Raw genomic sequence first — 12,565 nt, 5'->3', positions numbered from 1 at the left:
TGGACGAAAAACCTTTCCGCCTGGCCGCCGCGCGGGTCAGGATGGCGTCCTCTCGAACGGAGTGAGCAATGACGACTGACGAAGACCGCCCCTGGCTCGCCCCCCTCGCCGGCTGGACCGCGCGGCTCGACGGCGGGGCGCTCGCCGCCCGCACGCGCGAGCGCGTCGCCTTCTCTCTCATCGACTGGGCGGGCGCGGCCATCGCCGGCGGGCGCCACCGGCTCGCCGCCCCCTATCGCGCGGCAATGGAGGCGGGCGCGGGCGGGAACGGCCCGGAAGCGCGCGCCATGACGGCTGCCGCCCTCTCCCATCTCGACGAGATCGACGATGGCCACCGCGCCGCCATGATGCATCCGGGCATCACGGTCTGGCCGGTCGTGCTCGCTCTCGCGGCGGACCGGCCGCTGTCGCTCGGCGATGTCGCCGCAGCCGTCACAGCGGGCTACGAGGCCGGCGTGCGGGTCGGCGCGCTGCTCGGGCCGGAGCACTATGGGGTTCACCACACGACCGCGACGGCGGGAAGCTTCGGCGCCGCCGCGGCGGCGGCCCGCGCGATGGGGCTCGGCGAGGCCGCGACCCTCTCCGCCTTCGGCCATGCGGGCACACAGGCCGCGGGGCTCTGGCAGTTCGCCGAGGAGGGCTTGAGCGACGCGAAGGCCTTCCACGCCGCGACCGCCGCCCGCAACGGCCTGACCGCGGCGCATCTCGCCCGGGCCGGCATACCGGGCGCACGCCATATCCTCGAGGGGAAGAAGGGGGCCTTGCGCGCCTGGTGGCTCGACCGCACGGCCCGATCTCTGGCGCCCCTGCCGCAAGGGCTCGCGGTGGAGACGGCGACGATCAAGGCCTGGCCCGTCTGCGGCCAGATGCACCCGACGCTCGACGCGGTCGCGGCCCTGGCGCGGGACGGCGCGCTCATGGCCGACGACATTGCGGAGATCGCGGTGGAGACCTATGCCGCCCAGGTCGAGATCGCCGACCGGCGTGCGCCGCAAACGGTGGAAGAGGCCAAGTTCTCGACCGCCTTCTGCGTGGCCGCGCTGATCGTCGCGGGCGGGCTCGATATCGCCACCCTGACCCCCGCCCTCCTCGCGCGCGAGGATATCGCCGCGCTCGCCGGCCGCATCCGCCTCGTGGAGGTCGACGCCTTCACCCGCGCCTTCCCGAACGAGCGCCCCACAAGGATCGCCGTCCGCTTTCGCGACGGTTCGACACGCGAGCACGAGCGGCGCTTCCGCAAGGGCGACCCGGAGGACCCATGGACATGGGACGAGCTCGTCGCCCGCTTCCACGCCACCGCCGCCCATCTGCGCGAACACCGGCGCCGCGACCTCGTCGGCTGGGCCCGCGCGCTGGCCGACGGTTCCGCGGACGCCCCCTTCGACCCCGCACCGGTCCTGCGCGCCTATGAGGCACAGCCGGAACCGGAATAACGGGGAGAGAAACGGATCGGGTTCCCGGCTCCTTGCGCCGGGGCGGTTTGCGGTCGGGCCGCTCCCTCCTGACCCGACGCTCTGGATCCCCGCCTTCGCGGGGATGACCGGGAGAGAAACGGGGCAGGGGCAATGGCTTCGCTCGCTCCCGCGAAGGCGGGAGCCCAGCGGGCGCTGACCGACGCTCGACAGTCTCGGGAGCGGGCTGGGCCTCTCTTCCCGCGTCATGCCCGGGCTCGTCCCGGGCATCCATGCGGCCTCGCCATGTGTCGCGGGCGCCCGATGGAGTGCCGGGACGGGCCTGGCGATCACGAAGGGAAACGGATCGGGGTCCCGACACTTTGCGCCGAGACGGGTTGCGGTCGGGCCGCTCCCCTCTCACCCGGCGCTCTGGATCCCCGCCTTCGCGGGGATGACCGGGAGAGAAACGGGGCAAGGGTAAGGGCCAGCGCCTCCCCCCGCTCGCTCCCGCGAAGGCGGGAGCCCAGGGGGCGTTGACCGACGCTCGGCGGTCTCGGGAGCAGTCCGGGCCTCTCTTCCCGCGTCATGCCCGGGCTCGTCCCGGGCATCCATGCGGCTTCGCCATGTGTCGCGAGCGCCCGATGGGGGTGCCGGGACGGGCCCGGCGATCACGAAGGGAAACGGATCGGGGTCCCGACACTTTGCGCCGGGACGGGTAGCGGTCGGGCCGCTCCCTCCTGACCCGACGCTCTGGATCCCCGCCTTCGCGGGGATGACCGGGAGAGAGAGAACGGGGTAAGGGCCAAGGCAAGGGCCAGCGCCTCCCCCGCTCGCTCCCGCGAAGGCGGGAGCCCAGGGGGCGCTGACCGACGCCCGACGGTCTCGGGAGCAGTCCGGGCCTCTCTTCCCGCGTCATGCCCGGGCTCGTCCCGGGCATCCATGCGGCTTCGCCATGTGTCGCGAGCGCCCGATGGGGGTGCCGGGACGGGCCCGGCGATCACGAAGGGAAACGGATCGGGGTCCGACGAGACAAAAAAGGCGGCTCCCCTGTCCGGGAGCCGCCTGGTCTTGGCTACCGTGCCGGTTCGGGCACGGCTTCAGTCTCGTCGTCGTCGGCGGGCCGGGCCGCCTTGCGGGCGATGAAGGTGTAGAACATCGGCACGACGAAGAGGGTGAAGAGCGTGCCGACCGCCATGCCGGACGAGATGACGAGGCCGATGGAGAAGCGCGCCGCCGCGCCCGCGCCTGAGGCATAGAGCAACGGCGTGACGCCGAGCACCATGGCCGCCGTGGTCATCAGGATCGGGCGCAGGCGCACGCGCGCAGCCTCCTCGATGGCCTGGCGCCGGTCCATTCCCTGGCCGCGCAGCTCGTTGGCGAACTCGACCATCAAGATGCCGTGCTTGGTGATGAGCCCGACCAGCGTGATCAGCCCGACCTGCGTATAGATGTTGAGCGTGCCGACGCCGAGATTGAGCGGGATCAGCGCGCCGAAGATCGACAGGGGGACCGACATCATGATGATGAACGGATCGCGGAAGCTCTCGAACTGGGCGGCGAGCACCAGATAGATGACGATGACGGCGAGCCCGAAGGCGATGGCGAGCGCGTTGCCCGCCTCGATCGACAGGCGCGACTGGCCGGCATAGTCGATGAAGAAGCCGCCCGGCATCGCCTGTCGCGCGAGGGTCTCCAGCGTCTGGAGCGCCTCGTCGGTGGTCACGCCGGGGCGCGGCAGCGCCTGCAGCGTCGCGGAGGTGAGCTGGTTGAACTCCTCGATGGCCTGCGGCGCGGCGACCGTCTTGATCTTCACCACCGCCGACAGGGGCACCATGCCGCCGGTCGTGGAGCGGACATAGTACTTGCCCATGCTCTCCGGGTTGAACCGGTCGGCGCGCGCCACCTGCGGGATGATGTCGTAGCTGCGGTTGTCGCGGTCGAACTTGGCGATCTGGCCCTCGCCGAGCAGCACGTTGAGCGTGGTGCCGATGTCGCGGGCCGACACGCCGAGCGCGGTCGCCCGGTCCCGGTCGATGGAGACGCGGGCACGCGGCGAGGTGTAGGAGACGGAGTTCTGGACCACCAGGAACTTGCCCGTCTTCATCGCCTCGCCCTTGACCGACTCGGCCACCTCGTAGACCTGGGCGGCATTGCCGGTGGAGCGCAGCACGAGCTGCACCGGCATGCCGTCGCCCGTGCCCGGCAGCGACGGCGGGGCGAAGACGAAGGCCTGGACGCCGGCCACGGTGTTGATGCGCGCCTGGACCTCCTGCTGGAGCTCCGCCTGGCCGCGCTCGCGCTCCGCCCAGGGCTTGAGGGTCCAGCCGGCGAAGCCCGTGCCGCCGCCATCCTCGCCGACCACGGAGAAGGTCGTGTCGATCTCCGGGATATCGACGGTCAGCGGGCGGAAGCGGTCGACGAACATGGCCGTGTAGTCGGGTGTCGCATATTGCGGCGCATTGACGAGCGAGAACATGGCGCCGCGGTCCTCGTCGGGCGCCAGCTCCGACGATGTCTTCATGAACAGGAAGACGGAGGTGCCGAGAAGCGCGACGACCATGAACAGCGTGACCGCGCGGTAGTTGAGCGAGCCGTGGAGCAGGCGCGAATAGCGCGTCGCGAGCCAGTCGAAGGTCGCGTCCACGATGCGCTGGAAGCGGCTCGCCCCGGCCTCGCCATGGGCCTTCAGAAGCCGCGACGACATCATGGGCGACAGCGTGACCGCCACCACGCCGGAGAGGATGACTGCGCCGGCGAGCGTGAAGGCGAATTCGCGGAACAGCGCGCCGGTCAGCCCTTCCGTGAAGCCGATCGGGGCATAGACGGCGGCCAGCGTGATCGTCATGGCGACGATGGGCCCGAAGATCTCCTGCATGCCCTTGATCGCCGCCGGAATGGGCTTCAGCCCCTCCTCGATATGGCGGTGGATGTTCTCCACCACCACGATGGCGTCGTCGACCACCAGGCTGATCGCGAGCACCATGGCGAGCAGGGTGAGCGTGTTCAGCGAGTAGCCGAGCATATAGAGGAAGAAGCACACGCCGAACAGCGACAGCGGGATCGTCACGATGGGGATGACGATCGAGCGGAACGAGCCCAGCGAGAGCAGGATGACGAGGATGATGATCGCCGCCGCCTCGCCGATGGTCTTGAACACCTCCTCGATGGAGGCGTCGATGAACTTGCTCGAATCGTAGACCATGACCGCTTCCATGCTCTTGGGCAGGTCGGCCTGGATGTTCGGCAATTCGTTGCGCACGCGTTCGGCGACGTCGAGCGGGTTGGCGTCGGGCGTCGTGAAGACGCCGATGAACACGCCCTTCAGCCCGTTGAACGACACCTTCACGTCGGTGCTCTCCGCACCGAGCTCGACGCGGGCGACGTCGCGCAGCCGCACGATCTCGTCGCCATTGTTCCTGAGCGGCAGGGCGCCGAAGGCCTCCGGCGTCTGCAGCGTGGTCTCCGTCTCCACCGCATAGGCGACGAGATCGCTCTGCGTCTTGCCGGGCGCCGACAGGAAGTTCGCGCCGCGCACGGCCTCCACCACGTCCGCCGCGGTCACCCCGCGCGAGGCGAGCAGGACGGGATCGAGCCAGATGCGCATGGCGAAGGTCTGCCCGCCCAGGATCTGCGCCTCGCCCACGCCCTCGATGGTCGCCATGCGCGGCTGGATCACGCGGGTGAGGTACTCGGTGATCTGCTGCGGCGTCATCTCCGGGCTGGAGAAGGCCAGATACATGAGCGCGAACTGCTGGCCCGTGCCCTTCTGGATGATCGGGTCGTCGGCCTCCTCCGGCAGCTCGCCGCGCACCTCCTGCACCTTGGAGATCACCTCGGTGAGCGCGCTGTCGGGGTCGGTGTTGAGGCGCATATGCACCGACACGGTGGAGGTCGAGGGCATGCTCTTCGACGTCACATAGTCGACGCCCTCCGCGCTCGACACCGCCTTGGCGATGGGCGTGGTGATGAAGCCCTGCATGAGCTCCGAGCCCGCGCCGGCATAGGTCGTCGTCACCGTGATGACGGTGTCCTTGACCTCCGGATACTCGCGCACGGAGAGCTTCATCAGCCCCTGTGCGCCGAGCAGCAGGATCATGAGCGAGACGACGGTGGCGAGCACCGGCCGCCGGATGAAAAGCTCGGTGAAGCTCATTGCGCGCTCCCGGCGACGCCCGTCATCTTCGGGTCGATCTCGTTGTTGACGGTCGCGAGCGATCCGTTCTGCAGCTTGTTCTGGCCGGAGGTGACGACCGTCTGACCGGGCTTGAGCCCCGACAGGACCTCGATGGTGCCCTGATTGCGCCGGCCGACCTTCACGAAGACCTGGTCGGCCTTGTAGGTCTCCGGCTGGCCGGACGCGCCCTGCTCGCTGGCCTCAGCGGTGCCGACGAGCCCGCCGCCCTCGCTCGCGCCCTCGTCCGCGGCGGCCGACTGGCCCTCGGGCCCGGCCGGGACCAGCACATAGACATAGTCGCCATAGAGGCTGGTGATCACCGTGCTCTGCGGGAGCGCGATGATATCCGGCTCGGTGTCGAGCTGGACGCGCACGAAGACGAACTGTCCGGGCAGAAGCCCGTTCTCCGGCGTGTCGAGCTCGGCGCGCACGGAGACGAGCCGCGTGCTCGGATCCACCTTGGGATCGATGCCGGTGATGCGGCCGTCATAGGCGAGCTCGCCCTCCTCGGCGCCGAAACGCACGCTCTGGCCCATGGACAGCAGGCCCGCATCGCGCTCCGGCACGGTGAAGTCGACGCGCAGCCGGTCGAGATCCTGGAAGGTGGCGATCACGGTGCCGGGCTGGACATACTGGCCGACATCGATGCGCGGAATGCCCGCCACGCCGTCGAACGGCGCCTTGATAGCCTTCTGGGCGACCACGGCGCGCAGGCGCTCCAGCTCGGAGCGCGCGGCCGCGACGGAATTCACCGCCGAATCGAGGTCCGACTCCGTCGCCACCGCCTTGTCCCGGAGGTTGCGGATCCGCTTGAGGTGGCTCTGCGCGTTCTTCAGCGCCGCCTCGGCACCGGGGATCTGCGCCTTCTCTACCTCGTCGTCGAGCTGGACGAGAACCTCGCCGGCCGACACCCGGTCGTTGGAGGAGAAGTTCACCGAACGGACGACGCCGCTGGTTTCCGCGCCGAGATCCACGCCGCGCACGGCCTTGACCGTGCCGACCGCCTCGATGCCCGGCCGCCATTCGCCGGTCTCCACCTCCGTGGCCGAGACCGCAACCGCCTGCGGCGGCATGTTGGCGAAGAACTCCGCGATCTTCTGGTCGCGCACGATATTGAAGCCGATGAGCCCCCCGCAAACCAGAACGAGCAGGATGAAGACAATGATGAATCGCTTGATCATGAGACCGAATGTCCGGTATCGAATGTGTGCACTGCAATATGGCCTGGCAGGGGAAAGCCCCCCAGACCGGCATTGACCCGCCGCCGCCGCGGCAATATATGTACCATCCAGACTGTAAATCAAGGGATTAAATGCACCGTCTGGACGGTATACAATATAAAATGGACACAAAGCAGAGGAAGCCCAGGGGACGCCCGAGTTCGAGGCTCCAGATTCTCGATGCCGCCGAGACGGTGGTGTTCGAGGTCGGCGCCAATCATCTGACGCTCGAGGCCGTCGCCGACAGGGCCGGCATCAGCAAGGGCGGGCTGCTTTATCACTTCCCCACCAAGGAGGCCCTGCTCCAGGCCATGCTCCGGCGGTTCATCGAGGAGCACCACGCCCGGCGGAACGAGCTGTGCGCACGCCTGCCCTGCACGCCGGACGCCCAGTTCCGCGCCCTGATCGCGACCAAGCTGGAGAAGGATATCGGCGACGACTGCCAGATGGCCCAGTCCATGCTGGCGGCCAGCGCGGAGAGCCCGCAACTCCTCGACCCGGTGCGCGAGGCGCACGATTGCGAGAACGCCATCCTCCGCCAGGCCCGCGACCCCGATCTCGCCCGCCTCCTGTGGCTGGCGACGGAGGGCCTCATGGTCACGGAGATGCTGGCCATGAACCCGTTCAGCGCGGCCGAGCGCGCCAGCGTGATCTCGCTGATCGAGCGGCTGGCCGACACCATGTGCCGCCCCGACAGCCCGACACCGCCCCCGCAGCAGTAAACCGCCCCGGCGCAAGGTGTCGGGAGACCGGACCGCTCCCGAAACTGCCGAGCGTCGGTCAGCGCCCCCTGGGCTCCCGCCTTCGCGGGAGCGAGCGGGGGAGGCGCAGGCCCTTCCCCTTCCCCTTACCCTTACCCCGTTTCTCTCCCGGTCATCCCCGCGAAGGCGGGGATCCAGAGCGTCGGGTGAGAGGGGAGCGGCCGACCGCTCCCCGCCCCGGCGCAAAGTGTCGGGACCCCGATCCGTTCCCCTTCGTCAGTGCCAGGCTCGTCCCGGCACTCCATCGGGCGCCCGCGACACATGGCGAGGCCGCATGGATGCCCGGGGCGAGACCGGGCATGACGCGGGAAGAGAGGCCTGGACCGCTCCCGAGACCGCCGAGCGTCGGTCAGCGCCCCCTGGGCTCCCGCCTTCGCGGGAGCGAGCGGGGGAGGCGCGGCCCCTTACCCTTACCCCTGCCCCGTTTCTCTCCCGGTCATCCCCGCGAAGGCGGGGATCCAGAGCGTCGGGTGAGAGGGGAGGGGAGCGGCCCGACCGCTCCCCGCCCCGGCGCAAAGTGTCGGGCCCCCGATCCGTTCCCCTTCGTCATTGCCAGGCTCGTCCCGGCACTCCATCGGGCGCCCGCGACACACGGCGAGGCCGCATGGATGCCCGGAACACGCCCGGGCATGACGAGGGAAGAGAGACCCGGACCGCTCCCGAGACCGCCGAGCGTCGGTCAGCGCCCCCTGGGCTCCCGCCTTCGCGGGAGCGAGCGGGGGAGGCGCTGGCCCTTACCCTTACCCCTGCCCCGTTTTTCTCCCGGTCATCCCCGCGAAGGCGGGGATCCAGAGCGTCGGGTCAGGAGGGAGCGGAGAAGGCGCGGGCCGTTGCGCCTGCCGCCTAGTCCTGCCGGCCGTCGACGCAGCCCGGGATCTGGTAGACGATCACCTTCGTCAGGACCGGGCGGAGCACGCTTTCGAGCGACGGGGATTGCGCGCCCGTCTCGCGGTGCACCCGTGTGGTGCGCGTATAGGCGACATAGGTCGCGTGGATGAAACAGCCGACGATGCGCATGGGCGGCGTGGTCTGGAGCTTCCAGAAATACTCCACCGTCACGAACTCGTCGCCGCCCGCCTCGTCGAAGCGTTCCGGGTAGCCGTGACCGGCCATGCCGATCTCGGTGGGCGGCATGGCCCATGGCATCGCGTCCGGCGTGCTCGGCGCGGGATCGTCCGGCCCCGGGGGCGCTGCCGGCGGCTCGCCCGCATGGAGGTCGATGGCCGGATCGTAGGTCACATGGGGCACGACCTCCAGGACGCGCGGCTCCTCGCCATCGCAGAACAGGACGCGTTTCAGCACACGGAAGACCTCGCGCGCCGACCGCTCCAGAAGCACCATCGGGCTGCGCACCCAGTAGCGCTCCTCCACCTGCTCGCAGACATAGGGCAGCTCGTAGACCCGGCAACCGTTCTGATAGACCGCGATGGGCTGGGCCGAGGCCTGCTCGAACCGGCAGCGATAATGGCGCACATAGCGCAGCACCTGGCCTGCGGGGATGCGGTCGTCGTCGGTCAGCTCGCCCGGCGAGAAATCGTCCGGGCCGACATTCGCGCCGAGCACCTGCGGCACGGTGACGACCTTGTCGGTCGACGATGACGGCCCCTCCTTCTGGTCGTAAAGCGACATGGGATCTCCCTCGTGGGCCTGCGCGTTTTGCGGTCGGGCTGCACCGGCCCACTCCCCCACCCGGCCACCCACGGAAGGATGATCTCATGGGTGGCCGGGTGGGGGAGCGGGCCGGTTCGATAGCCCGAGAAAACGCGTCAGCCGCCGCTCAGCGTGTAGCGCTTCGTCTGGCGCTCGGCGTCGCAGCTTGCCTTCTCGTCGACCATGACCACCACATACATGCCCTCGCTCGCGCCGCCGCGCGGGGCCCGGGCGTTCACCGCGCTCCATTCGTGCTGGCAGGTGATCTGGTCGCAGCAGCAGCAGATATGCCAGGCGCCGCGCATGCCCCAATTGTGCCAGTCATAGGGGGGCGGATTGGCGTTCGGGTTGAACTCGCCCTCGCATTCGATCCAGACGAGGATACCCGGCCCCTCCGGGCAGTTGGCCTTGCGCACGCGCACGGTGCTGCCGCCGTCGGTGACCTGCTTGTCGCCGAATTGCGTGTCGAAGGACGTTCGCACCCGCACATTGCGCACGGCACTCGAATAGGTGTCGAGATCGACATCCTTCGTGGCCTTGTCCGCCTTGCCGGCTTTCTTGTCGTCCTTCTTCTTCGCCTTCTTCTCGTCCTCGCAGCAGGCGCAGTCGAAGGTGATCTCGAAGATGTGGGTCCCGACGGTCGTTGAGGAACTCGTCGGCGTATCTCCGTGCTTCCACCCCGAAACACGGGCTGTCCAGGTCGGCATGGGTCCCCTCCATCCCCCGGTAAGGTGCAGTATACACCAAATCCGTGCGAAATGCCGGAAAGCCGGCCGGATTTCGGGAGACGGGCCCGGACAGCGGCCGCCAACATCTTTTGGCCACGATCGCGCACCAGCCTGATCCGTCCGATCGGCTCCCCCACAGGCACCCGCCGCTCTGCCGGCGGCGAAGGCTGTGTGCATTTTCGCAGCCGCCCGCTGCATATTCCGAACCCTGATCATCTTGGCAATGCGCCCCGGACGCGCAATGATCTGTGTTCGCGGGGGTGCTATGAAATATGTTGCTTTGACATTCGCGACCGCACTCGGCCTGTCGACCGGCGCCTGGGATGGCGGCGAGCACACGACGGAACGGCTCGGCGTCTATGCCTCGATCCTCGGCCGGGCGGCCGCCTGCAACATCGACACCCAGCGCGACGCCGAACGGGTCGCGCAGTGGATCGACCGGGTCTCCGCGGGCGACCGGGACCGCTCGGTCCGCATGATCCTGTTCGCTATGGGGCTCGAGCAGCACGCCGAATCGCAGCGCTCGGGATATTCCATCGAGACCTGCACGGAAATCCGCGACCGCTACCAGGCGCTCGACCTGCCCTGAAGCGCCCGGCGCGTTTTGCTGGCCGCCAGTCCGGTGCCGTCCGTCATCCCCACTCTGTCCGCGCCATCCGTCATCGCGCGCTGTCCGTCACTCCGCACCGTCCGTCATCCCCGCGAAAGCGGGGATCCATAAACACCCCCCGAGACATGGATCCCCGCTTCCGCGGGGATGACGGAGAGAGGTCAGGCCGATGGATCCCCGCTTTCGCGGGGATGACGGAGAGAGGTCAGGGCGGATGACAAGGAAAGAGGGGCGGACGCGGTGACGAAGAGGCGAGCCGGACCGGACGACGAGGACAAAGGGCCGGTCTCGACGACGAGGAGGGGGCCGGACCGTCGCCGGACCGGCCGCTCGCAAAGCACTGCGGCGGGTGCTGGCGGCTACCGGCCCATGTCCTTCAGCAGGCCGTCGAGGCCCGTGGCGAGGATGCGCACATCGAGCGAGCAGGCGACGAAGAGATAGCCCCAGTCGACATATTTCTGCGCGTCGGCGGCGGAGGTGGCGAGGATGCCCGGCGCCTTTCCGGCCTTGCGGATCGCGCCGGCGGCCTCGCGGATCGCCTCCTGAACCTCCCCATGGCCCGGATTGCCGAGATGGCCCATGGAGGCGGCGAGGTCGGAGGGCCCGATGAACACGCCGTCGACGCCGTCGGCCCGCGCGATCTCGTCGAGCCGCGCCAGGGCACCGGCGGTTTCCACCTGGACCAGCACGCACATCTCGTCATTGGCCTTGTGGAAATAATCGGCGATCCGGCCGAAGCCGCCGGCCCGCGTCGCGCTCGCCACGCCGCGCACCCCGGCGGGCGGATACCAGCAGGCCCGCGCGGCGTCCCGCGCCTCCTCCGCCGTCTCCACGAAGGGGACGAGCACGGTCTGCGCACCGAGGTCGAGCACCTTCTTGATCAGCACGCGGTCATTCCAGGGCGGGCGCACGGCAAGCGAGGCCGTGCCCCCCGAGGCCGCCTGGAGCAGGGGCAGGAGATCGGCGATCTCGACCGGGGAATGCTCGCCGTCGAACAGGATCCAGTCGAAGCCGGACTGCGCCAGGAGCTCGGAGACGAGCGGGCTGCACAGGCAGCTCCAGATGCCGAGCTGGACCTTGCCGGCGCCGAGCGCGGCCTTGAAGGAGTTTCTGGAGATGTCCATGGCGCCTCGAGGGGTCTTGAGCGATGGATAAGCGGCGGGCAGGACGCCGTGCCGCATGGGGAAGGCGGCACGATCCTACCCACCCCGCCGGGCCGAAAGCAAGACGGAACGCCGCCCTCGACGCCCCGTGTTCGCCGGAGGGCTCACCGGTCGTGCAATCCCTTGCCATCGAGGATTCTCGGCGCGCATTTCTCGATCCGCGATATCCGCGTCTTCGACTGCCTGGCCTGGGAGAAGTGGAGCGCATACCCCCTCTGCCGCCCCGGCGTCAGGGCCTCGAACGCGGCCTTCAGTTCCGGGTCGCGGGCGAACCGCTCGGTGAGCTCGTCGGGCAGCACGGGTTTGTCCTTGCCGAAATCCACCTTGAGCCCGGCCTTCTCCAGCGCGACGGCCTCGTGGACATAGCGCTTCAGGACGGGTTCCATCCCGGCGATCTCGGCAAGGCTCGCGAACCGGACCAGCCGCATCGAGCGCGAATTGTCCCCGGGGGCTGCGAGGATGCCGTCCGTGTCCTTCAGCAGCACGCCCTTGAAGAAGGACAGGGTGCAGCTCTCCTTCAGCGACCAGACGGCGGCGACATTGCCGCCCTCGGCCGTGTAGCAGGGCGAGCGCCACTTGAACGTCTCGGTCACGGGGCAGTCGAGGAGGATCACCCGCAGCGCCGCCAGCTCGTCCCGCCACCTGTCCGCTCCGCCATAGAAGGCCTCGACCCTGGCATCCGCCTCGTTCATCGCCGGCTCCCGCGACATGGCTTCGATCCGGCGCGGATTGTGACGCAGCGTCCGCCCTGTGTCCACGGAGCATCGACGGCGGGATCGGCAAGATCACTCACCGTTATGGCCTTCATCCCGATCGGTGATTGGACAGTCTTCCCGTCGCTGCCCTCAACTTGTCGCCCAGAAGC

The 12,565-nt window shown here is 69.1% G+C and carries 9 protein-coding genes; 3 read left to right on the top strand and 6 right to left on the bottom strand.

Annotated features, from left to right (window positions below; translation table 11 throughout):
* Positions 1-68 precede the first annotated feature (68 nt).
* Positions 69-1,433 carry an MmgE/PrpD family protein gene (locus tag HW532_RS14465; RefSeq protein WP_213161140.1) on the top strand — a complete coding sequence of 455 codons (1,365 nt, stop codon included), beginning with the start codon at positions 69-71 and terminating at the stop codon, positions 1,431-1,433.
* A gap of 1,033 nt (positions 1,434-2,466) precedes the next feature.
* On the opposite strand, the gene HW532_RS14460 is transcribed toward HW532_RS14465, so the two are convergent.
* Both HW532_RS14460 and HW532_RS14455 read right to left on the bottom strand, forming a co-directional pair.
* Positions 2,467-5,547, bottom strand: a complete 3,081-nt coding sequence (locus tag HW532_RS14460; RefSeq protein WP_213161139.1) for an efflux RND transporter permease subunit — start codon at positions 5,545-5,547, stop codon at positions 2,467-2,469.
* Entirely contained in the window at positions 5,544-6,749 is a 1,206-nt protein-coding gene (locus tag HW532_RS14455) for an efflux RND transporter periplasmic adaptor subunit (RefSeq protein ID WP_213161138.1), read from the bottom strand. Before HW532_RS14455 ends, HW532_RS14460 begins: the two co-directional genes overlap by 4 nt.
* Before the next feature lie 161 nt (positions 6,750-6,910).
* Here HW532_RS14455 and HW532_RS14450 point away from each other — a divergent pair, with 161 nt between their 5' ends.
* Entirely contained in the window at positions 6,911-7,510 is a 600-nt protein-coding gene (locus HW532_RS14450; RefSeq protein WP_213161137.1) for a TetR/AcrR family transcriptional regulator, read from the top strand.
* A gap of 882 nt (positions 7,511-8,392) precedes the next feature.
* On the opposite strand, the gene HW532_RS14445 is transcribed toward HW532_RS14450, so the two are convergent.
* Positions 8,393-9,178, bottom strand: coding sequence for a hypothetical protein (locus HW532_RS14445; protein WP_213161136.1), 786 nt, complete (start codon positions 9,176-9,178; stop codon positions 8,393-8,395).
* A 137-nt stretch (positions 9,179-9,315) separates the two neighbouring features.
* Positions 9,316-9,906, bottom strand: coding sequence for a hypothetical protein (locus HW532_RS14440; RefSeq protein ID WP_213161135.1), 591 nt, complete (start codon positions 9,904-9,906; stop codon positions 9,316-9,318).
* Positions 9,907-10,207: 301 nt separating this feature from the next.
* On the opposite strand from HW532_RS14440, the gene HW532_RS14435 reads away from it, so the two are divergent.
* A complete protein-coding gene (locus tag HW532_RS14435) occupies positions 10,208-10,516 on the top strand; it encodes a hypothetical protein (RefSeq protein WP_213161134.1) in 309 nt (102 codons plus the stop codon).
* 380 nt (positions 10,517-10,896) lie between these two features.
* On the opposite strand, the gene HW532_RS14430 is transcribed toward HW532_RS14435, so the two are convergent.
* Both HW532_RS14430 and HW532_RS14425 read right to left on the bottom strand, forming a co-directional pair.
* On the bottom strand, positions 10,897-11,661 hold the full coding sequence (locus tag HW532_RS14430; RefSeq protein WP_213161133.1) for an HpcH/HpaI aldolase family protein: 765 nt from the start codon (positions 11,659-11,661) through the stop codon (positions 10,897-10,899).
* Between the two features lie 143 nt (positions 11,662-11,804).
* On the bottom strand, positions 11,805-12,410 hold the full coding sequence (locus HW532_RS14425) for a YdeI/OmpD-associated family protein (protein WP_246479115.1): 606 nt from the start codon (positions 12,408-12,410) through the stop codon (positions 11,805-11,807).
* Positions 12,411-12,565 lie beyond the last annotated feature (155 nt).

It is taken from the genome of Kaustia mangrovi, assembly GCF_015482775.1.
Lineage (GTDB): Bacteria > Pseudomonadota > Alphaproteobacteria > Rhizobiales > Im1 > Kaustia > Kaustia mangrovi.
Note: the sequence above shows the minus strand (reverse complement) of the source record. Positions and strands in the feature narration are given on the sequence as shown.